The sequence below is a fragment of the Paenibacillus sp. FSL E2-0177 genome, from assembly GCF_037992975.1.
GTDB classification, from domain to species: Bacteria; Bacillota; Bacilli; order Paenibacillales; family Paenibacillaceae; genus Paenibacillus_AQ; species Paenibacillus_AQ odorifer.
Window position 1 is genome coordinate 3,461,747 of sequence record NZ_CP150307.1, and the last position, 24,921, is coordinate 3,486,667.

At 43.4% G+C, this 24,921-nt stretch carries 24 protein-coding genes; 16 read left to right on the plus strand and 8 right to left on the minus strand.

From position 1 onward, the window contains the following. Positions 1–26: 26 nt before the first annotated feature. The gene (locus tag MHI25_RS15560; protein ID WP_076302082.1) at positions 27–740 is read right to left on the minus strand and encodes a MerR family DNA-binding transcriptional regulator; all 714 of its coding nucleotides are present in this window, start codon (positions 738–740) and stop codon (positions 27–29) included. A gap of 157 nt (positions 741–897) precedes the next feature. Between MHI25_RS15560 and MHI25_RS15565 the strand changes: the two genes are divergently transcribed. From MHI25_RS15565 to MHI25_RS15575, 3 genes are all read left to right on the plus strand, one after another. After that, positions 898–1,779, plus strand: coding sequence for an alpha/beta hydrolase (locus tag MHI25_RS15565; protein ID WP_076281125.1), 882 nt, complete (start codon positions 898–900; stop codon positions 1,777–1,779). Positions 1,780–2,031: 252 nt separating this feature from the next. Continuing rightward, positions 2,032–2,667: a glycoside hydrolase family 11 protein gene (locus tag MHI25_RS15570; RefSeq protein ID WP_076280619.1), complete on the plus strand. Its 636-nt coding sequence runs from the start codon at positions 2,032–2,034 to the stop codon at positions 2,665–2,667. A gap of 163 nt (positions 2,668–2,830) precedes the next feature. Further along, positions 2,831–3,658, plus strand: coding sequence for an SUMF1/EgtB/PvdO family nonheme iron enzyme (locus tag MHI25_RS15575; protein ID WP_076280618.1), 828 nt, complete (start codon positions 2,831–2,833; stop codon positions 3,656–3,658). A gap of 104 nt (positions 3,659–3,762) precedes the next feature. Here MHI25_RS15575 and MHI25_RS15580 read toward each other — a convergent pair whose 3' ends face one another. Next, complete coding sequence (locus tag MHI25_RS15580) at positions 3,763–4,617, minus strand: LysR family transcriptional regulator (protein ID WP_340395682.1); 855 nt, start codon at positions 4,615–4,617, stop codon at positions 3,763–3,765. 131 nt (positions 4,618–4,748) lie between these two features. On the opposite strand from MHI25_RS15580, the gene MHI25_RS15585 reads away from it, so the two are divergent. Further along, positions 4,749–5,738 carry a zinc-binding dehydrogenase gene (locus MHI25_RS15585; protein ID WP_076281123.1) on the plus strand — a complete coding sequence of 330 codons (990 nt, stop codon included), beginning with the start codon at positions 4,749–4,751 and terminating at the stop codon, positions 5,736–5,738. A gap of 23 nt (positions 5,739–5,761) precedes the next feature. On the opposite strand, the gene MHI25_RS15590 is transcribed toward MHI25_RS15585, so the two are convergent. The 4 genes from MHI25_RS15590 to MHI25_RS15605 form a co-directional block, all read right to left on the minus strand. Next, positions 5,762–6,331: a hypothetical protein gene (locus MHI25_RS15590; protein ID WP_076280617.1), complete on the minus strand. Its 570-nt coding sequence runs from the start codon at positions 6,329–6,331 to the stop codon at positions 5,762–5,764. Between the two features lie 142 nt (positions 6,332–6,473). Beyond that, positions 6,474–7,721: an ATP-binding protein gene (locus MHI25_RS15595; RefSeq protein WP_076280616.1), complete on the minus strand. Its 1,248-nt coding sequence runs from the start codon at positions 7,719–7,721 to the stop codon at positions 6,474–6,476. Then, the gene (locus MHI25_RS15600) at positions 7,718–8,410 is read right to left on the minus strand and encodes a response regulator transcription factor (protein WP_076184620.1); all 693 of its coding nucleotides are present in this window, start codon (positions 8,408–8,410) and stop codon (positions 7,718–7,720) included. Before MHI25_RS15600 ends, MHI25_RS15595 begins: the two co-directional genes overlap by 4 nt. 165 nt (positions 8,411–8,575) lie before the next feature. Next, entirely contained in the window at positions 8,576–10,660 is a 2,085-nt protein-coding gene (locus MHI25_RS15605; protein WP_340393488.1) for a subtype B tannase, read from the minus strand. A 252-nt stretch (positions 10,661–10,912) separates the two neighbouring features. On the opposite strand from MHI25_RS15605, the gene MHI25_RS15610 reads away from it, so the two are divergent. After that, positions 10,913–11,416 carry a DUF1572 family protein gene (locus tag MHI25_RS15610; protein WP_036677310.1) on the plus strand — a complete coding sequence of 168 codons (504 nt, stop codon included), beginning with the start codon at positions 10,913–10,915 and terminating at the stop codon, positions 11,414–11,416. 70 nt (positions 11,417–11,486) lie between these two features. Here the strand turns inward: MHI25_RS15610 and MHI25_RS15615 are convergent, their stop codons facing one another. Beyond that, positions 11,487–12,356 (minus strand): AraC family transcriptional regulator, encoded by an 870-nt coding sequence (locus MHI25_RS15615; protein WP_076125575.1) that lies wholly within the window; start codon positions 12,354–12,356, stop codon positions 11,487–11,489. A 123-nt stretch (positions 12,357–12,479) separates the two neighbouring features. On the opposite strand from MHI25_RS15615, the gene MHI25_RS15620 reads away from it, so the two are divergent. The 8 genes from MHI25_RS15620 to MHI25_RS15655 all read left to right on the plus strand — a co-directional run bounded on the left by MHI25_RS15620 (position 12,480) and on the right by MHI25_RS15655 (position 21,562). Continuing rightward, on the plus strand, positions 12,480–13,538 hold the full coding sequence (locus MHI25_RS15620; RefSeq protein ID WP_076125574.1) for a Gfo/Idh/MocA family oxidoreductase: 1,059 nt from the start codon (positions 12,480–12,482) through the stop codon (positions 13,536–13,538). Further along, entirely contained in the window at positions 13,535–14,392 is an 858-nt protein-coding gene (locus MHI25_RS15625; protein WP_076125572.1) for a sugar phosphate isomerase/epimerase family protein, read from the plus strand. Before MHI25_RS15620 ends, MHI25_RS15625 begins: the two co-directional genes overlap by 4 nt. 24 nt (positions 14,393–14,416) lie before the next feature. Further along, positions 14,417–15,310: a sugar phosphate isomerase/epimerase family protein gene (locus tag MHI25_RS15630; protein ID WP_076317047.1), complete on the plus strand. Its 894-nt coding sequence runs from the start codon at positions 14,417–14,419 to the stop codon at positions 15,308–15,310. 144 nt (positions 15,311–15,454) lie between these two features. Further along, complete coding sequence (locus MHI25_RS15635; protein ID WP_076317046.1) at positions 15,455–16,588, plus strand: amidohydrolase/deacetylase family metallohydrolase; 1,134 nt, start codon at positions 15,455–15,457, stop codon at positions 16,586–16,588. After that, the gene (locus MHI25_RS15640; RefSeq protein WP_076125569.1) at positions 16,542–17,654 is read left to right on the plus strand and encodes a DgaE family pyridoxal phosphate-dependent ammonia lyase; all 1,113 of its coding nucleotides are present in this window, start codon (positions 16,542–16,544) and stop codon (positions 17,652–17,654) included. Before MHI25_RS15635 ends, MHI25_RS15640 begins: the two co-directional genes overlap by 47 nt. Beyond that, positions 17,647–18,402 carry a KDGP aldolase family protein gene (locus MHI25_RS15645; RefSeq protein WP_076184626.1) on the plus strand — a complete coding sequence of 252 codons (756 nt, stop codon included), beginning with the start codon at positions 17,647–17,649 and terminating at the stop codon, positions 18,400–18,402. Before MHI25_RS15640 ends, MHI25_RS15645 begins: the two co-directional genes overlap by 8 nt. Beyond that, the gene (locus MHI25_RS15650; protein WP_076309427.1) at positions 18,395–19,411 is read left to right on the plus strand and encodes a sugar kinase; all 1,017 of its coding nucleotides are present in this window, start codon (positions 18,395–18,397) and stop codon (positions 19,409–19,411) included. The genes MHI25_RS15645 and MHI25_RS15650 overlap by 8 nt, the downstream gene beginning before the upstream one ends. A gap of 213 nt (positions 19,412–19,624) precedes the next feature. Next, entirely contained in the window at positions 19,625–21,562 is a 1,938-nt protein-coding gene (locus MHI25_RS15655) for a hypothetical protein (RefSeq protein WP_076184628.1), read from the plus strand. A 104-nt stretch (positions 21,563–21,666) separates the two neighbouring features. On the opposite strand, the gene MHI25_RS15660 is transcribed toward MHI25_RS15655, so the two are convergent. After that, positions 21,667–22,206 (minus strand): GNAT family N-acetyltransferase, encoded by a 540-nt coding sequence (locus tag MHI25_RS15660; protein ID WP_076309428.1) that lies wholly within the window; start codon positions 22,204–22,206, stop codon positions 21,667–21,669. 294 nt (positions 22,207–22,500) lie between these two features. Between MHI25_RS15660 and MHI25_RS15665 the strand changes: the two genes are divergently transcribed. The 3 genes from MHI25_RS15665 to MHI25_RS15675 all read left to right on the plus strand — a co-directional run bounded on the left by MHI25_RS15665 (position 22,501) and on the right by MHI25_RS15675 (position 24,891). After that, complete coding sequence (locus MHI25_RS15665) at positions 22,501–23,394, plus strand: LysR family transcriptional regulator (RefSeq protein WP_076309429.1); 894 nt, start codon at positions 22,501–22,503, stop codon at positions 23,392–23,394. A gap of 119 nt (positions 23,395–23,513) precedes the next feature. Continuing rightward, on the plus strand, positions 23,514–24,029 hold the full coding sequence (locus MHI25_RS15670; protein ID WP_076125558.1) for a GNAT family N-acetyltransferase: 516 nt from the start codon (positions 23,514–23,516) through the stop codon (positions 24,027–24,029). Between the two features lie 4 nt (positions 24,030–24,033). Continuing rightward, positions 24,034–24,891 (plus strand): transporter substrate-binding domain-containing protein, encoded by an 858-nt coding sequence (locus tag MHI25_RS15675; RefSeq protein ID WP_076125557.1) that lies wholly within the window; start codon positions 24,034–24,036, stop codon positions 24,889–24,891. Positions 24,892–24,921: the final 30 nt, after the last annotated feature.

Below are 24,921 nucleotides of genomic sequence, written 5' to 3' on the forward strand. Positions count from 1 at the left end.
GTAGCCCTTTTTCTATGATCATTATGTTACTTGGCATTACTTTTATACAATTTCACATAGTTTGTAAGTTCAGCTATCCCGATAAACTGCTTCATTAATTGAGAATTCAATTTTTGTAAGGCAAGCTGAAAGGATACCTCCACTTTTTTGTAGTTATGTGTTTCTATTTCATTCAAAAGCTGTTTCATATTCTCGATATAATAAACAGTTTTCCTTAAACTGCTGATAAGAATAATTTTTCTTAATTCCGTTAAAGTGAAGACTCTGTAGCCATTATCTTTGTTCCTATTCGAAGAGATTAGCCCTTCTTGTTCCCAATGCCGAATAGCTGATGGATTAACTCCTGCCATTTGTGCAACTTCACCAATCGTCATTGAATCTGATACAGTTAAATCTTTGTATTTAGATAAATCAACATCCCGAAACATGCGTAAGACTTCCTCTAACCTTTCTTTTTCCACTTGGGTCTTATGTTGCTCTTGATTGATTGCCCAAAGAGCAGACTCCATCTGCTGGCCTTTTATCTTCCTCATCACATCGTACACAACCGGAATTTCATATCCCTGCAATAATGCTCGAATGGTAATAAAAGCTTGCACATGGATGGAAGTGTAACATCTGCGGTTGCTGGCGGTCCTTGATACATCTGGAATTAAGCCTTGATCTTCGTATCTCCTTAAAGTAGTGGTACTCACATTTAATTGCTTAGCTATCAGTGTAGGTGTATATATCTCTTCCATAAACATCATCACCCCAAAACATTAAAGTTGAACCTTCAAGTGCTACAACAATATTAAATCGAATTTAGGTAGATATATCAAGGGAGGTAGAGGGATAAACCGAAAGATTGCATGAATGTTATATGATACTTTTATAGAACACAAAGGAGTGAGTTCATTGAAAAAGATAATACAATTAGCAAACCAATCAGAAATAGAAGTAGGTATGGCAGGACTTCCAGATTGTCCAACCCTCATGTTACCCATCGCTAAAAAATCTGTGTACAATCAGGAAGCAGAAAACTTAAAGCTATGGAGAGTAGATCCCGAATTAGGCAAACATTTTGTTGAAGGATTAGCGGATACGTTTCAAGTGCTTTATTTCGATTATGAAGGTCATCTATTTCAATATCCAGAGGAAAATCTAACAGCAGATCATATTGTGAAGGATCTTCTCCACATTGCGGATGAAATGAATGTTACAAGCTTTAGTTACTACGGTTATTCCTGGCTTGCGTTGATTGGATTGCAAATGGCTATAAGAACAGATCGCTTGGAGAGTTTGGTAATGGGAGGTTTTCCACCCTATAATGGCCCCTATCAAGAAATGAGGGTTGTGACCCATAAAACACATACACAAGCTTTGAGTAACCAAAATGAATCTGTAGAAAGCCCAACAGGATCGGAGAATCCAAACGAAATGGATTGGGACAATATAAAGGTTACCATAGATACCCGTGTTACAGCACAATTTGTCTCTCTATACCAGAGCCTCACAGCCTTTGATGATCGCAGTATTCAACATTTGCTTAGTCTCCCTAAACTAGCTTTTGCAGGTGGAAATGATACGATTGTTTACGGTGAAAATTTCGGGAGCGTTACCGTTGACATCGTCGGGTTGTTAAAAAAGAATAAGGAGCAGTTGGCGGATTTAGGCTGGGATGTTGAAATCCTTTCGGGAGCCCAGATGGACCATACAAAAGCTATGCAACCAGCAGTAGCCTTACCACTGATTAAGCCTTGGTTTATGAACGTGTTACTAAAAAATACTGGATTGTAATTGTGGCAGATACAAAAATCCAGTGAATAAGGTATCCCAAAAGAACAATACTTTTTAGGGTAAAAGCTTTAATTTGAAGAGATTAAATAGTAAACGATCTATGATAAAATTCCATATGTAATCGCTTACATTAATATATATGGAAGGAAGTGGTGTTGCGAATCTGCCCCAACAAGGAATTGCTTCGACTACTAGAAATACAGACAAGCAGTATGTAGGTATGTAGTGACAAAAAATTTCAGGAGGTAGATTATGTTTAAATTTAACAAGAAAATCGTGACTGTAATTATGGCAGCCTCAATGAGTTTCAGCTTGTTTGCAGCAACCTCAAGTGCAGCGACAGACTATTGGCAAAATTGGACCGATGGTGGCGGGACAGTAAGTGCTACTAATGGATCTGGTGGGAATTACAGTGTTACATGGTCAAATACTGGTAACTTTGTTGTTGGTAAAGGTTGGAATACTGGATCCCCATCTAGAACAATAAACTACAATGCAGGCGTCTGGGCACCATCCGGCAATGGGTATTTAACTCTTTATGGGTGGACGAGAAACTCCCTCATAGAATATTACGTCGTTGATAGCTGGGGCACTTATAGACCTACTGGAACTTATAAAGGTACCGTGACCAGTGATGGAGGCACATATGATATATATACGACTACGAGAACGAACGCCCCTTCTATTGATGGTACGGCAACCTTCACACAGTTTTGGAGTGTAAGACAATCCAAACGAGCAACGGGAAGCAATGTCGCGATCACTTTTGCCAACCACGTTAATGCTTGGAAAAGTTACGGAATGAATCTGGGCAGCAGTTGGTCTTATCAGGTGTTAGCGACAGAAGGATATCAAAGTAGCGGGAGCTCAAACGTAACAGTATGGTAACTTGAGCATCGGACCAGCTCAGGCATCTCCAGATGATTAAAATAACTATTAATCACTGTCATTGCTAAGGTTGTCGGTCCACAGCCGGCAGCCTTAGATCATTCTAGATCATTCAACAAATGATACTTAACTACATACCAGTGGTTGGAAAGGAGATATATCCATGAGAAAACTATTAATTTCTCTTTTAATAGTAGTTGTTATCAGCGCTTGTTCGCAAGAAAAGCCTGAACAGAAGGATACTTATGTATTAGTCAAAGGCGGGGCTTTCATTAACACAAATTCCAACTACAAAAGTACAACTATATCAAATTTTTATATCGGGCAATATGAAGTTACTCAGAAAGAGTGGGTTGAAATAATGGGAAGCAACCCTTCAGCATTCAAAGGCGACAACTTGCCAGTAGAAATGGTTAACTGGTATGACGTAATAGATTACTGTAATAAAAGAAGTATAAAAGAGGGGTTCAAACCCTATTACAATATAGATAAAAATAAAAAAGATCCGAATAATAAGAGTGATAATGATAATTTAAAATGGACAGTAACGCTCAATGCAGGAGCTAATGGTTACCGATTGCCTACTGAAGCAGAGTGGGAATATGCTGCAAGTGGAGGACAGTTAAGCAAAAGTTACACCTACAGTGGAAGCAATAAAGCAGATGAAGTAGCATGGTATTGGCAAAACGCTGGAGACAAATACTTATCAGGAGATTGGAACTGGCCGATCATAGAAAACAACCATAACAAAACAAAATCTATTGGTGGCAAAAAACCTAATGAGCTAGGTCTTTACGATATGTCAGGGAATGTTAGGGAATGGTGTTGGAACTGGTACGGAGATATAGATAGTAAGAGCGGTTCTTTTCGGGTTGTAAAGGGTGGCGGGTGGATCGGCGGCATTAGCAACAACGAGATTTCATTTCGGGGAAAGTTCGAAGCGAATGGTATGGGCCCTGATCAAGGTTTTCGAGTGATTCGTGGTGAGTAAATGGGAACAAGACATACCAAGTATAATCGTAAAAAGCTGAAAAGGGTTTGATTAATAAACAAGCTTTGCGCTCGAATATAATCAATCCCCAATATGTATGTTTGCTATATTTCTTCGATCATTTGGATTAATTTTGACAACGCACTAGAAAAAACCGCGTTCCGGCGATACACAAACAATACCTGCAAATCTCGATATCCTTCAGGCAGACGGTGGGAAGTAATTACTCCCGCCTCTTCGGCCTTGGAAATCGAAGATTGGGGCAGCATTGACACGCCGAGTCCAGCTGAAACCCCACTTAGAATTACATCTAACGTTCCGTATTCCATAATCTTATAAGAGCTCATCCCGCTTTCATTTAGGAAACTCTCAGCTTTGGCACGATGTGTACATCCGACGTCGAAAAACAACATTGGCTTTGTAAGCAATTCGCGCATTTCGCTCTTACCTGGTTGTGAGATAAGCACCAGCTCCTCTTCGAAAGCAACAACATGTTCTATATCAGGCTGGTCAATGGGTCCATAAACAAAGGCTCCATCTAGTTGGTAATCAAGCACCTTTTGTAAGAGGTTATGCGTTTCTCCCGTTATAAGCGATAGATTAACCCCGGGATATCGTAAGTGATATTCGGTTAGCAGAGGTGTCAGATGAGTAGCCGCTGTTGTTTCGATGGAACCTAAACGGAGCGGACCAGCAGGGTGCTCAGAGTATTGTGTGGTTATCACAGCCTCGTCCATTAGTAATAATATTTTGTCTGTATATACCAGTAAGTTCTCACCTGCCGGCGTTAACGTCATCCCTCGATTGGATCGACGAAATAGGGGGATTTTCAGCTGAGCTTCTAGATACTGAATCCGGTTCGTCACATTTGACTGGACATAATTCAAGACTTGAGCAGCCTTCGTTATGCTACCCTCGCGAGCAACCGCTTGAAATATTCTCAAATCTCCACTTTCCATTTCCTTTGCACCTTCTTGGTATGATGATTTATGATAGTCACCTTCAGTTTTGATCATTTTACTGGATTACACCCACTATGTAAAATTTATTATAGATTCATTAATAACAACTTGAGGAAGGGGCTTGGATGATGAAAGCCATTGTACATGCTGGAGAAGGTGGCCTGAAGGGCTTGAACTATAAAGAGATTATGGATAAAAAACCGGGGATTGGAGAAGTGAAGGTTAGGTTAATGGCTGCAGGGCTGAACCACAGGGACTTGTTTATCATGGATGACCGAACAAAACAGGATGTTCCTTTGATTATCGGCTCTGATGGCGCGGGGAGAATTGAAGCAATAGGTGAAGGTGTGCTGGATCATAATGTAGGTGAAGATGTCATCATTAATCCGTGCATCGGATGGGAATATAGCGACAATATTCCAAACGTTCCAGCCATTGTAGGGGGACCTTCAGAAGGCACATTCGCTGAGTCAATCATCATTCCTGCGCAAAATGCCATCAGCAAGCCAGCTTACCTGTCATGGGAAGAAGCCGGCGTGCTGCCCTTATCTGCCTTAACAGCCTATCGGGCGCTATTCACTAGAGGCCGCTTAAAGAAAGGTGAACATGTTCTTATACCTGGCATTGGTGGTGGGGTTGCGACTTATGCCATGATGATGGCTTCAGCGGTGGGTGCACGTATCAGTGTCACTTCACGCAGTGAAACGAAAAGACAAGCTGCACTCGCTCATGGAGCTGATCATGCGTTTGACAGTCATAGCAACTGGAAGGAAAGAATGAAAGGAGACACCGTTCATCTCATCCTCGACAGCATTGGGCCTGCGACGTTCCCACATTACTTTGATATTATTAAACCCAATGGACGTATTGTTACGTTTGGTGCAAGCTCAGGAGATCGAATCGAAATCCCGACGCGAGCCATATTTTTCCCGCAAATTAGTATCATAGGTAGCTCAATGGGAAGTAGTGAAGAGTTTGCGGATATGCTTCAGTTTATGGAACACCATTCGATTCGACCTATCATTGATCGAGTGTATCCTTTACAAGACACAGTTCAAGCCTTTCACCGAATGCAGCAGGGAGAACAATTTGGTAATATCGCGATAAGAATAGAATGAGCGGAGTCCCTTATAACTGGAATTCAAATGCCAAATATATCAATTTCGGAGACAGGAAACCACTTTTTCGAAGCCACATCTTTAAAAAATACTTGAATAGTGTAGGTGCCCTTTGTAGTAAAGGAATATGTATACTCATTGGTTTTGAACCAAAAGTTTTCTTCGCTGTTCTTAATTTGTTGAGCATCAATGGTTTCTGTTTTATCCGCAGGATCGGTGATCACAACCTTAATATCTGAAATTTCTGTTTTTAAATGATCCACCTGTAATAGAGTCGAAAATGCAAAACGTGACGGGCTTTTTACTTTACCAAAAATCTCTCCGTTATTATCGAGCATAACCATGTTTATATTAGGCTTGTAGATTCGAACGGTTTTACCTGATTCATCCAAGGCGAATAGTGCAAATAAATCTTTAGACAACTGTTCAGTCGTCAAGGAAATCGAACCTTCGGAAAATATTGCGGGCTGTTTTTGAAGCACATTATTCAAATATAATGAAACTTCAGATGAGCCAGCTGCAGCATAAATCACGGTTCCCGGTAAAATCATGATGCAAAATCCTAAAAGAATCAGCTTCCTAATTTTTCTCAATGATTTTCCCTCCTATAGAGCTTTATGTTAATTATACCCATAAGATGGAAGATAGTTTCTTTTACACAATTAATAAAATATAAGAAGGTCAGTAGAGGGAAATACCCTTACCTGACCTTCTTGGTGTTAAATGAGAGAGTTATTATTTGAACCGTCTAATGGTAAATTGAAAAGCCGTTCCTTTTCCCGGTTTGCTTGTAACCAATATTTTTTCTCCCAGACCATTTACAATTTCCTCGGCGATAGCAAGCCCAAGACCACTTCCTTTTTCATTATGGGACTGTTCACTTTTGTAAAATCTTTCAAAGATATAAGGGAGGTGCTCTTTTGCAATGCCGGGTCCATTGTCTGATATCTGCACAGTTACAACCCTCGAATGCACAATAGCATCAAAAGTTATTTTCCCATCCTCCTGAACGTATTTCATGGCGTTATCCATCAAAATATTGACTAATTGCAACACTTTATCTTTATTAGAAAAAACATCTGGAAGGTTTCTGGCGTTATCTGTAATCTCAAATACAATGCCCATTTCATCGGACAAGAAAGAGTATTTAGACTCAATAAGCATGACTAATTCCTGAGTATCTATTTTTTCTTTATTCCAAGTTTCTTTTTTATTTTGCATTCTTGATAATTCCAGTACATCATAAATCAATCGTTGCAAGCGCGCACATTCGGATAAAATAATTCCATAGTATTTATTTGTTTTTTCTTCATCTTGAATCATTCCATCTGCCAGCGTCTCCGTTAAAGCTCTGATAGAGGCAATGGGAGATTTCAGCTCATGGCTAATATTCGCTATATAATCCCGACGAGTCTTTTCAAGCTGCTTCATCTCCTTTAGATAGGAGGATATAAAGAAGCTGATTATTAGTGTGCCTAACAGAAGGGTACCTGTAAAAACGTAATAGAAGCCATTCAATACCGCCTGAAATTCACTACCAGGTTCTAATAAAAAGACGACTCCGACCGCTTGTTTATCCTGAATAATAGGTGCACCTACGACAATGGATTTACTCGGAAACCCATTAATATTTTTAATCGCAGCGAATTTATTGTACTTAATTACTTCGGGAATATAATCTATAAGGGCATCCTTGAATTCTTCCGATGTAACATTGAAAAAAAGATGCTTATTTTCGTCACCAGGTGAAAGGTCATTCCCCTCTAAATCATACACCTTCATAAGATACGGTTTAAAACCTCGAATGCTCATCTCATTTTGTGCCATTTCAGCAGCTATAGCAGAGGCCTGAGGCAGCATATCTTTTAATTTATAATTCAAAAAAAGCTGTTTAATAATCAAGGTTCCTCCAAGTTGTCCTAAAATGAAACAAAAGAGGATGGCCAGATAAATCACTTTTTTGTTGGAAGTTACTTTTTTCATGTGGAAGTCTCCATTTTGTAGCCCATCCCATAAACAGACTTGATTTCAAATCCCAAATTCTTTTCAGGCAGTTTTTTCCTCATTCTTTTTATGAGATTATCAACGGCTCTAGTATCACCGAAATAATCATAACCCCAGACCTTATTTAAGATTTGTTCTCTTGAAAGCACCTTGTTTTTATTAATTGTAAAATAGATAAGCAATTCGATCTCTTTAGGTGTAAATTCCATTCGTGATCCATTAATTTTGATATTAAAAGCATTTCGGTCAATCTTCATTTCTCCCAGCGTCAGGATGGCGTCTTCACTTGGAAAGGTGTAATGAGTGCGTTTTAAAATGGTTTTTACTCTTGTGACGACCTCCCGGGGGGAGAACGGTTTTGTAATATAGTCATCTGCACCAATTTCCAAGCCTAATATGCGGTCAGTTTCCTCACCTTTTGCGCTCAGCATTATAATCGGGACGTTACTAGTCAAGCGAATCTTACGGCAGACCTCTGTCCCAAAAAGTCCAGGCAGCATAATATCTAGAATTATGAGATCAAAATGCTGATCTTCCAATTTGTAAAGAACTTCCTCACCATTGTATACGGATTCATATTCCATATTTTCCGCCTGTAAATAAGCAGATATGCTCTCATGTACAGCTATATTGTCATCACAAATTAGTATGTTCACTTTACCCTGCATAGCTACCACCTTTATTCCGATATCTTGGACCTTATTGTATGTAAATTGTCTAAAAGGAGCAAGGAAGACTGCATGTTCGTGAGGGAAATAATCGCATTCTAAATGGAATGGAAAGAGACCGATTGAAGGATCGGCCTCTTGTAACCAGAATAAGTTACTGTTCTATTATTTATTACTGTCCTTATAGATGTTAGAAGTATCTATACTTATGGTGTGCGTTCCAGCATCCCATTCCAAATTAAAATCAAGTGATTTTGCAATATCCCTCAGCTTAAAATACTCACTACCGCCGATATTATAGCCCGTTACTGAAATCTCTTGTCCGTTCAAAGTTATCTTAGTGGCTGTCATAACACCGGTCTTTGAACTAGTATTTACAGATGCTGAAAGTTCAATGCCCGTCGGAGTGTACGTTTTGTCAGATGTAATGTTTAAAGTATTCGTATTTTCATCCGATGTCACTTCAAACTGTTGTGTAGTGTTGTTTACAGCCATAGCAATGTCCCGTAATTTAAAATAGTTGCTGCCGTCGATATTGTACGCGTTAACAGATATCTTGTTACCATTCACCAACAATGATGATTTGGAAGGAATGGCAGCTGCGGATGCTTTTGGTGAAGTAGCACTAACCTTGTCCGCCCAAGCAAAAAGCTCATCCAGATCGTAATCTCCGCTGTGTGGAATATCCCAAGCCATTGCAAAGTCAACGTTTGAACCTTTGTTCTCAAGCTCTGTTGCCAATATAGTAGAAACAGCGAGGGAAGTATCACTATCCTTGGTTCCCATCCGAATCCGCCAATTATTTGTAGTGGTTGTTCCCTCAGTGCTGATATAGTTCATTGGATTCATCATTTTCACTAGATTCTGGTCAGCAAGTGTTCCCCCCGCTGTATCATGCTCCAAACCGAACTGAGTAAAATGCTGTGCAGCGACATTCGCTGTGCCGAATAGATCGTTTTCACCATTGCTCAGGTCTAAACCGTCAAAGGCTCCAGGCAGTTTCATTCTGCCCAAGTATGCAAGATATTGATCATAGTCGATATCCGTAACAGTGCCATTTTCAATGGTGATCCAGGTTTTGTCGGACAGATCTGTACCCGATTTTAACGCTTTTTGCGCTGAAGCGATCACAAAAGCTTTGATGTAATCTTTAAAGGTGCCATTGCCGTCCGCATCCATCTTCAAAGCTGTTCCGTCAGTATTCGTAAGTCCTAGACTATTGACGTATTCAGGGAACATAGCTTCCAGTTCGTTAGATACCTGAATCTGATCCTCCGTCAATGTTCCTTCTACCAACTTTCTTTCCATGTTAAAATCCGTATTTCCGGAGAAATCAAGTTTTTCATAAGTGTTAATTCCGTTGAATTGCCACTCATAAGCTGCATCTGCGTTATCTAGATTCGTAATCGGCGTGTAGGCCGAAACGGCAAAAACGTCGTCACGCTCATCAGCTGCTCCGATCGCTTCCAAATAAGGCTCATATTCCGCATTGTTGCCGGTAGCACCCAGTAATGCGGAGAGCGCGCCGCCAGCACTTGTGCCGTTAGAGATGATCTTCTCGGCGTCACCAGGCATAATGTCGTCGTTAAAGCGAAGGTAGCGGACAGCCGCCTTCAGATCTACGATAGCTGCGGGTGCCTTACCAGTGTAAACACCTTTTTCGTCCTTTGTAGTTCTACCGCGAGCGCCTGGAGATGCGACCACATAACCTTTGGACAGGGCAACTGCGATAGCACTGGGAGATTCAGATGAAGGTGTTCCTGCGTTTTCGTCTTTACCCGCAGCGGGTTTATTCAATTCCGTTCCTGTATCGGCGCCTGGGGCTGTTGCGGATTCCTTGTCTGTTTTCGGAGCGCCGTTCTGTGGACCTGCCCCCATACCCATTCCTTTACCTGTTTCAGTACTACCTGGCTGAGCAGGCATATACCCGCCAACCTGGTTTGGGAAGAAGATAGGTGCGGTATCGGCGGTGTAACTACCGATCGACTTACCCTGGAAGTATTCCTCAGGGACATAGACGTTCATAGTTTCATAATTAATATCTACAGGGTTCTTTACATAAACGATATTCTCATATGCCCGATAAGTGACGGATTGACCATCCACCGTTATGGTCTTTGTAGTATAGTTAGTCGCATTGAATTTCAAGCTATACTCGCTGTTAGTTGCTGCACTTGCAGATCCTGTAGCGAAAGAGAGGCTCATCAGAGAACATGTGAGGATAGGGGCAATCCATTTTTTAAGTTTCATTTCGTATCTCCTTTTTCTAAAAATAGTAGATAATCTCATCAGTCTCTTTTGTACTAATCTGAATGATCCAGTGTCATATACCAACTCCTTCTTTTAAGGCCAACAAACGTTATCAATTAACTCTACTCAGGAGCTCGGATAAGAATGTAACAAAACATTGTGGCATAAAAATAGCATTGGTACTGGATTTCATTTGACAGTAGAGATGAGTTTGGTAAAATTTACATAGGTTATATCAATAGGAGGTTAGCAATGGATATCGCCATTGAGTTAATTGAAAGTATGTTGGTTAAATTTAGATCGGAAAAGAAATGGACGCTCCAAGCAATCGAGCAATGTACCCAAGAGGATATTACATGGTCCCCAACCGTGGAAAGTAACAGTATTGCAAATTTAGTTGCTCATATTAGCGGGGCAGTACACTCACGAATTGAAACCATTCTTTTAGATATTCCTGATACAAGAGATAGAGAGAGGGAGTTTGAAAGAGGTCTAGAAATGACAAAAGAACAAGCTATAACCATGACCAGGGATGCTTTTGATATTATTATCCAATACCTTGAACGGCTCCAATCTAACCCGGAGTTATTGATGTCACAACCCTTTCTTAATTTGCCACCCCTTACATATAGCCAAGTAAATAACGAGACCACTGCTCTTAATCTCATGATAGCGATGGTGAGAGAAGTCCATTATCATACAGGCCAAATCATCTATGCAGCAAAAATAAGAAAGGGACAGCTTGTATGGCAATAATAGTTTAACTAGAGGAACGCTGTATACACTAACAAAGGACTGCCAAGAGGCAGTCCTTTGTTCACTCTAACTAGAATCCCCTCACACTGCTAGGGGTTACTTTTTTATGCTTTTTGAAGGTGCGGCTGAAATAGTAGATATCGCTGAAGCCAGTAGTGGTAGCGATTTCAGAAATCGTTAGCTGGGTATGGCGGAGCAAATAATCTGCACGGTCTAAACGGACAGCATTTACATATTCAGATATCGTATGCCCAGTTAGTTCCTTAAAGAGACGGCTGAAATGGAAGCGGCTTAGCCCCGTTAGCGCCGCAAGTTCGTCAACTTGAATCGGTTCTTGGTAATGGGTATCGATATATCGCAAAACAGGTGCGAAGCGTTCAACGGTCTGAATACGCCTCTCTTGCTCAGCTTGTGAGAGTACGGTGACGATATGTCTGCGCAACAACAGCGTTAACAGGCGGTATAGCTCGGACTTGACGGCCAGCTCGTAACCAAATTCGCGACGTTCCAGTTCCCGAATAATCGCCAAAGCACAGTCAGTAATATGCTGATCCCCCCGGATATGGTTACGTAACAGCAGCTGGTTCCGCTGAATCGGGGCGATGAACTTGGTTTCGGCAGCGTCGCTTACCGCACTATGCAGCAAAGAAGTATCTGCAATAATCGCATAATACAATAAATCAGAAGAAGCGCTTACCCCATAATGCAGCTCGTTGCTGTTCACAGCAACTAAATCGCCAGCCCGAACGTTGATCGGTGTTCGTCCGCACTCAAAAACAGCCTCACCACTTTCAATAAATATAAACTCAAGATGCTCATGCCAATGATGTGGGAACAACATAACTCCTTCTTGGTGGAAACGCTGGGTATGTACTTTAATCGGAAACTCGGGATCCGGCATGTCCATGGGTTCCTGTAGATGTTTATCATAGTCCAACATTTATAGACTGCACCTCCTATAGCACAATTGTACAAATGAAACCGCAAGGCTCTGCATGGTGTTTAGGGTTGAAATCATTATAATACGAATCATAACCTATGCAAAATAAAGGAGAGAGTGTTAATGGATAAGATCAAAATTGGCGTAATAGGTACGGGCTCTATCTCCGGCATGCACTTAAGTGCTTATCGGAATAATCCGCAGACAACCATATATGCGGTATGTGATCTGAATGAAGAGCGTGCACGCGAAGTTGCTACAGAATATAACGTCGAGAAGGTATACACGGATTATCGTGAATTACTGGCCAATTCTGAAATAGATGCAGTCAGCATCTGCACATGGAACAACTCTCATGCCGAGATCAGTATCGCGGCGCTTGAGGCAGGCAAGCATGTGCTTGTGGAAAAGCCGCTTTGCCGTACGGTTGAAGAAGCGCTTCAGGTACAGCAAGCAGTGGAAAAGAGCGGCAAGATTTTGCAAGTAGGCTTTGTACGACGTTATGACTCCAATGCCCAGCTCCTTCAGACGTTGGTGGAACAAGGAGAATTCGGCGAAATCTATTATGCAAAAGCAACGACGTTCCGGAGACTAGGCAATCCCGGCGGCTGGTTCAGTGATATTGAACGCTCCGGCGGCGGACCGCTGATCGATATTGGTGTCCATGTGATTGATCTATGCTGGTATTTGATGGGCCGTCCGAATCCAGTATCGGTAAGTGCTAATACCTACCGGAAGCTCGGCAATCGTTCTAATATTAAGAATCTCTCATTCTATAAAGCCGCCGATTACGACGCAGCGAACAATACGGTGGAAGATTTAGCGAATGCACTGATTCGCTTTGAGAATGGAGCTTCGCTAATGGTCGATGTCAGCTTTACACTGCATGCCAAAGAAGACGAGCGTTCGGTACGCCTGTATGGTGACAAGGGTGGTTTTGAAATTGATCCTGAGATAGTCATTGTTAAAGAACAGGCGGATACGATCGTCAATACCTATCCGCAGACCGATAATAAGGGGTTTGAGTTCAACAGTGCATTCCAGAATGAAATTAATCATTTTGCTAGCAACATCAGTACCGGCTCTACACCAATTAGTCCTGTGCAAGACGGCGTTACAATCATGAAGATACTCGGCGCGATCTATGAATCCGCAGCCAAAGGTGAAGAGGTGAAACTATGAAGTTAGGAATTAGCACTTACAGTCTGCATTCGGCTTTTTCAACGGGTGAGCTCACGCTTGAAGGAGTCATTGAGACGATCGCCGATCTGGGCGCAGAACATGCGGAGATTGTACCTTTGGGTATCAATTTGGTTGAAAATCCTGAGCTAATTGATCAGATTGTACGAACAGCAGCGGGTCGTGGACTAGAGTTATCCAATTATGCTATCGGGGCGAACTTTGCCGGGCTGGAGACAGCGGAAATGCAGCGGGAAGTCGAGCGGGTAAAGCGGGAAGTAGACGTGTGCGCGGCATTAGGCATTCAGCGGATGCGGCATGATGTAGCCTCCTCAAACGATCTATCCATCACGCATTTTTTGGAAGAGCTTCCACGTTTGGCTGAAGCCTGCCGAGAAATTGCTGATTATGCCGCAGGTTTAGGCATTACGACCAGTGTGGAGAATCATGGATACTTTATTCAGCACAGCGATCGTGTACAGGCGCTGGTTCATGCGGTGGGTAGAGACAACTTCCGTACAACACTCGACATTGGGAACTTCCTGTGCGCAGATGAGAACCCGCTAATAGCTGTACCTAACAACATCAAGCTTGCTTCAATGGTGCATTTCAAAGATTTCTATATTCGTCCGCAAGACCGCCAGCCTGGCGAAGGTTGGTTCCAATCCTCCGGTGGGAACTGGTTGAGAGGTGCCATCGTTGGTCAAGGAGACATCGATATGCCGAGTGTAATTCGAATCGTTAAGGAAAGCGGTTACGATGGATATATCTCTGTAGAATTTGAGGGAATGGAAGAGTGCCGTAAGGGAACAAGACTGGGGCTGGAATACATCAAGCGGGTTTGGAACCAAATCTAATTCATTATACTGGAGGATTATGCCATGGTTAAACCAATTATCACTAATAAAATCGGTGTTATCGTAGACAGCTTTCAGGTGGGAGTGAAAGAGGGATTGCGCAAGGCAAAAGAAGCTGGGGCAGATGGAGTTCAGATTTATGCGGTACAAGGCGAATTTGATCCCGCTACTCTCTCTCAGTCAGCACGCCGTGAATGGAAGGATTACATTGCTTCGCTAGGTTTAGAAATCTCTGCCATCGTTGGAGATTTAGGCGGACATGGCTTTCAGGACCCTGCCCAGAACCGTGCCAAAATTGAAAAGTCCAAGCGCATTATGGAGCTGGCCAAGGAGCTAGGTACAGATATCGTAACTACACATATCGGTATTGTTCCTTCTAACCCTGCCAGTAAAATCTATGAAACCATGCACATTGCCTGTGAGGAACTTAGCAGATATGCACATGAGATGAATTCTTATTTTGCGATTGAGACTGGGCCAGAACCCGCTGCACGTCTGAAGACGTTCCTCGACGGTCTGGGTTCCAGAGGGGTTTCCGTTAATTTTGATCCGGCCAATATGGTCATGGTGACTGGTGATGATCCGGTGCAAGGTGTTCATACTCTAAAAGACTACATTGTACACACCCATGCTAAAGATGGTCTCAAGCTTGCCGATATCGATCCACGCGATGTTTACGGTCAATATGGTTATGAAGCACCAGCATTAGACCATGAGAAAATCGCTGAAATGGCCGAGACCGGCTCGGCATTCCGTGAAGTTCCGCTCGGAGCGGGTTCTGTTGATTGGAACAACTATCTGCAAGCACTGAACGACATCGGTTATACAGGATTCCTGACCATAGAACGGGAAGTTGGCACTAATCCGGAGGAAGATATCCGCCAGGCTGTGAATTTTTTAAAGGGTTTTCGGGTCTGAACACGGTAGTGATAAAGAATAAATAGTTCATCCAAACAGTCCCTGTGAAAAAAGATCCTACATCCATTGGGACTGTTTGTGTTATAGATTGTGCGGGAAAGACCTAGGACGGTAATGTTCTGAATTTGGAAAGAAGGTGTGACGATGACAGCAGAACGTTTGCTCCTCCGCCGGGCGAAAGTCCTGAATGGAGCGGAAGTGGACATTGTCATAGCTGATGGCAACGTAGTCCAGATTGTTCCCCGAGGCACCGCCGAAGACCATGGTTTCAAGGTCGTGGAAGCCAATGGGGCGTATGTCTCTAGCGGCTGGATCGACTTGCATGTACATGCGTTTGCAGAATTGAATCCGTATGGAGACGAGATCGATGAAATCGGAATCAAATGTGGCGTGACTACGCTCGTGGACGCAGGTAGCTGCGGAGCGGAGCGTATTGGTGAGCTGGCAGAGGCGGGGAAAAAGTCGGCAACGCAACTGCTTGCTTTTCTTAACATTTCAAAGATTGGCCTGATGCGAATTGACGAGTTGTCCCAACTAGAGTGGATTGATCATGAAAAGGTGCTTCAGGCGGTAGTTGCTTATCCTGAATTTATCGTAGGCTTGAAGGCCAGAATCAGCAAAAGCGTAGTGGGTGACAATGGCATTCAACCGCTTCAACATGCACTGGAGCTTTCGGAAAAGACCGGGCTGCCGCTGATGGTACATATAGGCTCCGCACCGCCGGATATCCGTGAGGTTTTACCGCTACTTCAACGCAACGACGTGATAACCCATTATCTAAATGGTAAAAGCAACAATTTGTTCGATAAGGAGAATCGACCGCTCCAAGTGCTGAGAGATGCTATTGAGCGTGGAGTTCACTTGGATGTGGGACATGGTACGGCTAGCTTCTCGTTCGCTGTGGCCGAGGCGGCCAAACAAAACGGTATTGATCCGGATACGATCAGCACAGACATATACAGAGGCAACCGTATCAATGGTCCCGTCTACTCCATGGCGAATCTGTTGAACAAATTCCTTGCACTGGGATATTCCCTTGAAGATACAATTGCACGGGTGACAAGCAGAGCAGCCCAGTGGCTGGGACGCCCGGAACTTGGGGAGATTCGGATCAATAACAAGGCGAATCTGACCCTTTTTCGTGTGACGGATAAGAAGATTGAACTGGTAGATTCTGAGGGGGAACGCCGGGTAGCACAGCAAACCATTCAAGCAATAGGAGTGATCATAGGTGACAAATACATGGAATGCGAAATACGGCCTGAAAAGAGTTATTAATGCAAGCGGCCGGATGAGCATCCTCGGGGTATCGGCACCGACCGATACGGTGATGGAAGCTATGCGTCAAGGCGGACAGAGTTATGTGGAAATCGCCGATTTGGTGGATAAAGCGGGGGATTATGTTGCACGTCATACAGGTTCTGAAGCAGCGGTGATCGTGAACTCGGCTTCCAGTGGAATTGCTTTATCCGTGGCGGCGCTGGTAACCCGCGGTAATATTCGTACAAGTCTACGGCTCCATCAGGATAGCATTTTTAGAAATGAAATTGTGATGTTAAAAGGTCATAACGTACAATACGGTGCACCAGTGGAAACCATGGTTTATCTCGGCGGCGGTAAAGTGGTGGAAGCAGGTTATGCCAATGAAGGACGGGCGGAGCATTTGGCTGCTGCGATCTCGGATCAGACTGCGGCTATCTTGTATGTCAAATCTCATCATGCCGTTCAGAAGAATATGATCTCTGTAGAGGAAGCTTGGGCTGTGGCTCAAACTCATAACGTCCCGCTTATTGTAGATGCTGCAGCGGAAGAGGATCTGCAGAAATACGTGCAAATATCCGATCTGGTCATTTATAGTGGCTCCAAAGCCATAGAAGGTCCAACATCCGGACTTGTGGCGGGAAAACGTCTTTATATTGAATGGCTAAAAGTGCAGCTTCACGGCATTGGACGCAGCATGAAGGTTGGTAAGGAAACATCCTTCGGCCTGATGCAAGCGTTGGATGAATATGCTCACAAACAGGATACAAGCGAAAAGGAAAAAGCTACGCTCCAATTGCTGATGCCGCTCGATGGGCTTCCCGGAATTCGGGTAACTATCGTGCAGGATGAAGCAGGCCGGGCGATTTACCGTGGACGCATCCATGTGGACCCGAATCAGTGCGCAATAACAGCACTTGAGCTGTCCCAGCAGCTTCAACAAGGTGAAGTGGCTATTTACACTAGAGACTATGGGGTAAGGCAAGGTTATTTTGATATTGACCCGCGTCCGCTAATGGGTGATGACATAGAAATGATTACAGCGAGGATAAGGGAATTGACAGGAGGGGCAAGCAATGTCTGAAATTAACAAGCGGTTCTATAAAGGTCGGGTGGCCTTAAACGTATTGGCTAAGGATATAGAAAATGCCAAAGAGGTGTTTGCTGCTGCCGAAGGTTATGTACTGGTCGGTGTATTGTCCAAAGACTATGCAACGGTAGAAGAAGCCGTGCAGGCGATGGAGGCATATGGGCGGGAAATTGACGGTGCGGTATCAATAGGACTAGGTGCGGGTGATAATCGGCAAGCTGCTGTTGTTGCAGAGATTGTCAAATCCTATGCTGGCAGCCACATTAATCAGGTATTCCCAGCAGTTGGTGCGACCCGTGCTAACCTTGGAGCGAAAGATAGTTGGATTAACAGCATGATCGCACCAACGGGACAACCTGGTTTTGTGAATATCTCCACCGGCCCGGCCAGTGCGGCACAATCTGTACCCGCTGTAATTCCCGTAAATGCGGCGATTGCATTGGTTCGGGATATGGGCGGAAATGCTTTAAAGTATTTTCCGATGCAGGGGCTGAGCCGTAAAGCGGAGCTAATCGCTGTGGCCAAAGCCTGTGCGGAAGAGGGTTTTGCGCTGGAGCCGACCGGCGGTATCGATCTGGACAACTTTGAAGAGATCTTGTCTATTATATTGGAAGCGGGAGTGCCGCAGGTGATTCCCCATGTCTATACATCGATCATCGATCCGCAGAGCGGAAGAACGAGAGTGGCGGACATACAACAGCTGTATCGGACGATGAAAAAGCTGGCAGATCAATATGCCTAAACATATCGCCGCTTTTGGTGAAATAATGATGCGGCTACAGGTACCGGGCTTTGAACTGTTATCTCAGGGTAACCTGCTGAAGTATTCGTTCTCCGGCACCGGAGTCAATGTACTGTCCGCATTGTCCCGATACGGACATCGGGGGACTTTGGTGTCCAGACTGCCTGCGAATCCTATTGGTGACGCAGCAACAGCCTATCTTCGGCGACTGGGCATCCAGCCGGAGCATATCCAACGCGGGGGCTCAAGTATAGGGATGTACTTTCTTGAAAACGGATTCGGGGCTCGCCCCTCCCGAGTGACTTATTCCGGTCGCCCGGAGAGCAGCTTCAATACTGCTCCTCCGGGTACTTATCCATTCGCAGAGCTGGCAGACCTCGCGGATGCTGTTCATTTCTGCGGGATAACACTGGCAATGAACGATGATGTGCGAAAAGCGATGAAAACTTATGCAAAAACGGTTAAGCAACACGGTGGTCTAGTCGTTTTTGACTGCAATTACCGCCCATCGCTCTGGGGGGAGAGAGGCTATGAGCTGGCGCGCTCCCATTACGAAGACATGCTGCATTTGGCCGACATCGTGCTGATGAATGAAAAAGACGCAATGCTAATCCTTGGTATGAAGCCCGAAGGAACTTCAAGAGAAGAACAACTTCAGGAGCTGATTCCCACAGTAGCTTCACGCTACAGTCTAAGTACGGTAGCAGGAACGCATCGGTCCATCCATGATGATAACCGCCATTCATTGCGCGGTTATATCTTCAAATCCGGTCGCTTCGCATATTCCGAGACCTTAAGCTTTCCGGTGCTTGATAGAGTCGGGGCTGGAGATGCTTATGCCAGTGGTATAATTCATGGTGAGCTGGAAGGTTTTGATCCTCAGCATACTGTAGCCTTTGCGGCCGCGGCCGGAATGCTAGCCCACACAGTAGAAGGAGACTCTCCGCTGGCCTCCGAGCAAGAAGTTATTGGTGTACTGACGGGTGCTGTAAAAGATATAATGAGATAAAGAAGAAGCTGCCTTACAGGAGAACAGGCCTGTGCGGTGGCTTTTTTTATCGCTACAAACACTGTACTTTTGTTCAGGCCAAGAATCAGATCCAATGGTTACAGGCTAGATTTGGCTTAATTAGATCTTTTTAAATAGGTGTAAAATCTCATTTTTTGCAACTTTATCCTCTATCCGGCGTCAAAGAAGAGAGAATAAGAAGGGGGAGCCTATATGAAAAAGTTAAATCTACTAGCCCTTTTAGCAGTTATTTCAATAATCTTTGTTGGATGTGCCAATACAGGGAGTAAAGATAAAGCGAATAAAAAGCTAATCGATCTGAGTTCTGTGGACTCCATTACAATCCATAATGATAGCGGCGGATTAATAACCATAACGGACCAAAAGCTAATAGAACGTTTCAATAAAGCTATACATACTGCTGAGTATGACAACGCGAAGCTTGATATTGCAGCACCTGATTATGAGGTTACTGTTGAATTGAAGAGTAAAGAAAACGAAAAATTCTCATTCTGGATTATGGGCAATAATAATGGTCTTTTCACCAAATCAGGAGTAAATGGGCATTACAAGTTATCTGAAACGGATAAGGCTGCTTTGCTTACCTTATTTCAATCAACTGAACAACAAGTAGAATCAGATAATCTAAAATTAGATGAGACCATCAAGCGAATCACATTAGCAAACGCTCTAGCACATGGTTCAGTGAATGCTAACATAAAGGATGAATACACAGATCATGAAACCATAGATACTTTCGTCCGAGCCATCCGTACTGCTGAACAAATACCAGGGAATTTAAATACCGCAACGCCTAACTACGATATCGTTCTAATTTCAGATAATAATAAATATGCCTTTCATTTATGGATTAACGAGACAAGCGAGCAAGGCATGTTAATGAATGTGAACAAAACGGATACAGGCTACACACTTACTAAGGAATCAACTGCCGAGTTAAAGAAGATTCTGTTCTCGGAAGCAAAATTTAATGGTTTGGAGTTTAATACAGAACGGAACTCTATTGGAGATCTGGTGGCCAAACCGGTTGGCCTATCCGAAAATAACTATCTGTTAAACGGTGGAGCAGTAGTTGAACTGCAAGGGATCTCTTATCATACCATTCATCTTTTCTATGGCGACCATAATGCTGTCAACGCTTTATTAGCCCATGATCCTGCTACGGATGAGGTAAAGGTGAAATGGAGTGACGAGCTCAACGATTCCAATAATCTATGGAATAATGCTTTTATGAGCAACTATAATATGCTAATCCCGCTGGATGAGGATCATCTATTATTTCTGGAATCGGATGTGACGAAAAAAGCTGGGCAATATCATTTGTCCTCATATAATGTTCTTACAGGAAAGATTGAACGACTTCGGGAAAACTTCTGGCCGCTTTCTGATGATTATGATTACATTTATAAATTTCAATGGAAAGCTGATGAGCAAAAATTGTTTATGCAGAGTTATCTCGGCAATGTATGGATCTTTGATCTGAAAACGGGAAAGGACGATGTCCATCTTCTGAAATATCGCGTAATCCCACATTCGACGACCGGGGCGCCATCCCTGTTCCTCTCACCAACTTTTAAAAGATTTGTACATGATGATGAGAGCGGCGAATTAACCTTTTACGATAATAAAGGAGTTTCTCTTCGTACTGTTCCGTTACCACAAGAGCAATATGTACCTTCTGAGAAAATAAAGTGGAACCCCGCGGGCACGATTGCCTGGATGGATTCAGCAGAGATCAACGAAAACCGAATTCTTGACATCGATATCGATTATCTGAAAATAGCTGCACAAAAAATTAATTTTTATAATCAGGATGGTCATTCCATCGGCTCCATTAAGACTGAAGGCAACCATGAAGATACAGCTATTGAAGTTGTGGGGTGGATGGACGCTAATGTAGCCGTGATAAAATCCTATACTGTAGAACTTATACACAAGGATAATGTAGGGCTTAATGTTAAGGATGTTTCTTATTATCTCTATGATGTAAAAAAGAAGCAGAAGGGGGCAAGCTTTTCGTCCATCCCTTCCCGTGCTATCGTTACTACAGATCTTCGAATGGGCGATGCCGATAATACGGGGGAAATCACTGTGAGTTTTAAAGAAATCACTTATAAAAAAGAAAAATAAATAAGCCTCGGGAGTTCACCGTAACGATCACACAAGATCATTGGGGAAGCTTTCCGAGGCTTCTTTTTATATTTAAAAGACAAATATTTAAGAATTCTCGAATTCTATATTTGTCCCGCTGTAGAACGGACGGAGGACAGCAGGTCTAGCCGGAAGCCTTGTACTAGAGTGTCACCGTTCATAAGATCGGTCTCATATGCACGATTAAAGCCTAAGCGCTGGTACAGTTTGATGGCTGAAGACATCATTTCCGAGGTGTGCAGGTTCAAGGTGGTGGCACCCAACTGTAGTGATCTCCGTGCAGCATCGCGAATCAGAAGGGTTGCAACGCCAAGACCACGAGCGGATGGAGATACGGCTAGCAGACGTAGGATCGGGGAGTGAATCCCGAGCTCCGGTTTCCCGTAAGCCGTTTCCGAGGAGCTGAACAAGAGTGCGCTACCAACGATTTTCTTGTCGATTTCAGCGATGATCCGTACGAGCGGGGTATCACCATGAACGGAATCAAGAAGCGATTTCCGATACTCCAGCCACAACGGCTCAGGCATGATCTCCGAATATTGGTGGTATGCATCTAACAGCACTTCGGCGATAGCATTACGATCTTTATTCTCAGCTTCACGGATAATGATCTTTTGTGACATGTTTTCGCTATCCCCTTTCAGACAAATGTAATGTTCATTCGAATGAAATTATTATATATGATAATTCCCAGTGGAATAAGAGGTGTTTTATAATTCTGATATAGGAATAGAAAAGTTCTATATGAAATAAACATAACGTTTGATTCAAAATCCGATTGATTTACACGGAATTAATTGTTGACAAAAAATAGGGCGATGACTAAGATATAAACAAAATCTATAGGAAAGCATCGCTATAATTCATTGTTTTTTCATCGGAATAGTAAAATTAATAAAAGCATAGGGGGATTAGGGATGAACATTGAAAATATTGAGGCCTTTGTCTACATCAATCATTATGGAAGCTTCAATAAAGCGGCCGAAGTCCTATATATCTCACAGCCGACAGTAACGGCCCGGATCCAATCGCTAGAAAGGGAACTGGATTGCAAAGTGTTTGATCGGTTGGGGAAGCAGATTAACCTGACGGATAAAGGTAAACAGTTTCTACCCTATGCGCAGCAGATTCTTCAGATTTATCAGAACGGTAAATATCAGGTTCAGGCTAAGGGGCACATTCCAAATGAACTGAGAATCGGCAGTACGGTCTCGGTTTCCAATTATTTAATGCCCCATCTGATGCTTCATTTAAAGCGCAGATATCCTCATATCACAATCAAGCTTATGACAGCTTCTACGGAAGTATTGACTGAAAAGTTAAAATCGAAAGAGCTTGATTTGGCTTTTATCCGTAAGGTCGTAAATCCGGCAATTCAAACCTTTCCATTCTGCGAGGACCCCATCTCACTGTATGTACATGAGGGACACCGCTTTGCTAAAGCACAGCGGGCTTCACTGGAGGATATCCGCCAGGAGACGTTGGTTTTTTTTGAATGCGGATCTTTGGATTGGATGCGGCTGCATCGTGTATTTGAGAGTATGGAACAGCCACCGAAGATTGAATATCAGGTAGATAACCTGGAGACAGCCAAAAAGCTGGTATTGAAAAAAGCAGGCATCTGTTTCCTTCCCGCCCTCAGTGTGCAAGAGGAAGTGGCGACGGGGTCGCTGATCCGGGTGGATATTGCGGAGACGGAAGGCATCTCCTTGCGAACCAGCCTGATTTCACTGAATGGAGAGAACGCAGAATTCATCGAAACCTTGCTTGAACTGGGGATTGGTAAAGTGGGAGATCGACTAATTGTATAGATGTATTAAAAAACTCTATTAGCGCGTGGACACATGCAGTGATAAAGTTAATTGCATATAATCACGACTATTTCGATAGGGATTATTAAATTAATTTCCGAAAGGCTGGAGGGCATGTGATGAGTGAGGTATTCAGGCTAGCAGAACTGAAGGATGCGGAGCAATTGCTAGATGTTACATATCGTGCCTATCAGCTGATTCGTGAACTCGGGCTGCATTGGCCGGCGGCCACAGCCGACTTGGCGCTTATTGAAGACAATATAGCTACGAATGAGTGTTATGTGCTTGAAGTTGACGGAACGATAGTTGCAACCATAACCCTTTCAAAGGAAGAAGAGATTAAGAAGATTAGCCCACTGCCTTTTATCAAATGGTTTGCTGCTCATCCAGATTACAGTAACAAAGGTTATGGTGGAAAACTTTTGGATTGGGTTGAAGAGAACATTATTGCTGGACAGTTACGTTCGGCTGCAGTCACGCTGGCAACGGCGAAGAAACATCCGTGGTTGGTTCAAATGTATGAACGCCGGGGGTACGAACGGTTTTTAGAACTGGATCAGCAGAACGGTGACGGCATTATGTATCTGATGAAAAAAACACTTACAGACAAACCACAGTTCATTCAAAGGGGATAAAACAATGAAAAAGTCCATTTCACTAGTATTTGCATCGGTATTGACACTGGCGATTGCCGGCTGCGGAAACAACAGTAACAGCGCTAGCAGCAATCAGAATGGAAATGCAGCAGAAGCTGCGGCACCGGCAAAGGATTCGGCAAAGGTAACTAAGATCATTGTGGGCACGGGTACTGCTTTTCCGAAAGTCTGCTTCATAGATGAGAACGGCAAACTCACCGGATTTGATGTGGAACTGCTCAAAGAAATCGATAAGCAGCTGCCAGAATATGAATTCGAATTTCAAACCATGGATTTCAGCAATCTGCTGCTGAGCCTGGAAACCAAAAAAATCGATTTGGTCGCCCATGTCATGGAGAAAAATCCGGAACGGGAGCTGAAGTACTCTTTTAACAAAGAAGCCTATGCCCACTGGAGAAACCGCATTGTAGTGGCAAAGGATAATAATTCAATCCAATCGCTTGATGATCTCAAAGGGAAAAAGGTACTTGTAGGTGCAACGAGTGCACAAGCACAAATACTCGAGAACTACAATAAAGAGAATGACAATGCGATTGATATCGTGTATCAGAATGGTGCAGCGAATGATACCGTCGCACAGATTAGTACTGGGCGTGTGGACGCTACGCTGGCTGCAGATTTTGTCCTGCCGATCATTGATCCGCAGAGTCAGCTAAAAGCTACGGGTGACGAGCTGTCATCCGCGGATATTCTCTATGTTTTCCGTAAGGATGATGCCGATTCACAAAAGCTGTCAGATGCGATTGACAGTGCGATTAAAGAGCTGAAGACAGACGGCACACTAGGCAAGCTTAGTACGGAATGGTTGGGTGCGGATGTTACAGCGGATTCGGTGAAATGATTGAGCCGGTGAGCACGGGAAGGGGGGGAA

What these genes read in the sequence shown, in the direction of transcription:
- MHI25_RS15615 (WP_076125575.1), bottom strand. Translation starts at nt 12,356, where the DNA reads ATGTTGGACTATGATAAACATCTACAGGAACCCATGGACATGCCGGAT.
- MHI25_RS15675 (WP_076125557.1), top strand. Translation starts at nt 24,034, where the DNA reads ATGAAAAAGTCCATTTCACTAGTATTTGCATCGGTATTGACACTGGCG.
- MHI25_RS15595 (WP_076280616.1), bottom strand. Translation starts at nt 7,721, where the DNA reads ATGAAAAAAGTAACTTCCAACAAAAAAGTGATTTATCTGGCCATCCTC.
- MHI25_RS15665 (WP_076309429.1), top strand. Translation starts at nt 22,501, where the DNA reads ATGAACATTGAAAATATTGAGGCCTTTGTCTACATCAATCATTATGGA.
- MHI25_RS15570 (WP_076280619.1), top strand. Translation starts at nt 2,032, where the DNA reads ATGTTTAAATTTAACAAGAAAATCGTGACTGTAATTATGGCAGCCTCA.
- MHI25_RS15575 (WP_076280618.1), top strand. Translation starts at nt 2,831, where the DNA reads ATGAGAAAACTATTAATTTCTCTTTTAATAGTAGTTGTTATCAGCGCT.
- MHI25_RS15600 (WP_076184620.1), bottom strand. Translation starts at nt 8,410, where the DNA reads ATGCAGGGTAAAGTGAACATACTAATTTGTGATGACAATATAGCTGTA.
- MHI25_RS15610 (WP_036677310.1), top strand. Translation starts at nt 10,913, where the DNA reads ATGGATATCGCCATTGAGTTAATTGAAAGTATGTTGGTTAAATTTAGA.
- MHI25_RS15585 (WP_076281123.1), top strand. Translation starts at nt 4,749, where the DNA reads ATGAAAGCCATTGTACATGCTGGAGAAGGTGGCCTGAAGGGCTTGAAC.
- MHI25_RS15625 (WP_076125572.1), top strand. Translation starts at nt 13,535, where the DNA reads ATGAAGTTAGGAATTAGCACTTACAGTCTGCATTCGGCTTTTTCAACG.
- MHI25_RS15605 (WP_340393488.1), bottom strand. Translation starts at nt 10,660, where the DNA reads ATGAAACTTAAAAAATGGATTGCCCCTATCCTCACATGTTCTCTGATG.
- MHI25_RS15630 (WP_076317047.1), top strand. Translation starts at nt 14,417, where the DNA reads ATGGTTAAACCAATTATCACTAATAAAATCGGTGTTATCGTAGACAGC.
- MHI25_RS15620 (WP_076125574.1), top strand. Translation starts at nt 12,480, where the DNA reads ATGGATAAGATCAAAATTGGCGTAATAGGTACGGGCTCTATCTCCGGC.
- MHI25_RS15645 (WP_076184626.1), top strand. Translation starts at nt 17,647, where the DNA reads ATGTCTGAAATTAACAAGCGGTTCTATAAAGGTCGGGTGGCCTTAAAC.
- MHI25_RS15560 (WP_076302082.1), bottom strand. Translation starts at nt 740, where the DNA reads ATGGAAGAGATATATACACCTACACTGATAGCTAAGCAATTAAATGTG.
- MHI25_RS15650 (WP_076309427.1), top strand. Translation starts at nt 18,395, where the DNA reads ATGCCTAAACATATCGCCGCTTTTGGTGAAATAATGATGCGGCTACAG.
- MHI25_RS15660 (WP_076309428.1), bottom strand. Translation starts at nt 22,206, where the DNA reads ATGTCACAAAAGATCATTATCCGTGAAGCTGAGAATAAAGATCGTAAT.
- MHI25_RS15655 (WP_076184628.1), top strand. Translation starts at nt 19,625, where the DNA reads ATGAAAAAGTTAAATCTACTAGCCCTTTTAGCAGTTATTTCAATAATC.
- MHI25_RS15580 (WP_340395682.1), bottom strand. Translation starts at nt 4,617, where the DNA reads ATGGAAAGTGGAGATTTGAGAATATTTCAAGCGGTTGCTCGCGAGGGT.
- MHI25_RS15670 (WP_076125558.1), top strand. Translation starts at nt 23,514, where the DNA reads ATGAGTGAGGTATTCAGGCTAGCAGAACTGAAGGATGCGGAGCAATTG.
- MHI25_RS15635 (WP_076317046.1), top strand. Translation starts at nt 15,455, where the DNA reads ATGACAGCAGAACGTTTGCTCCTCCGCCGGGCGAAAGTCCTGAATGGA.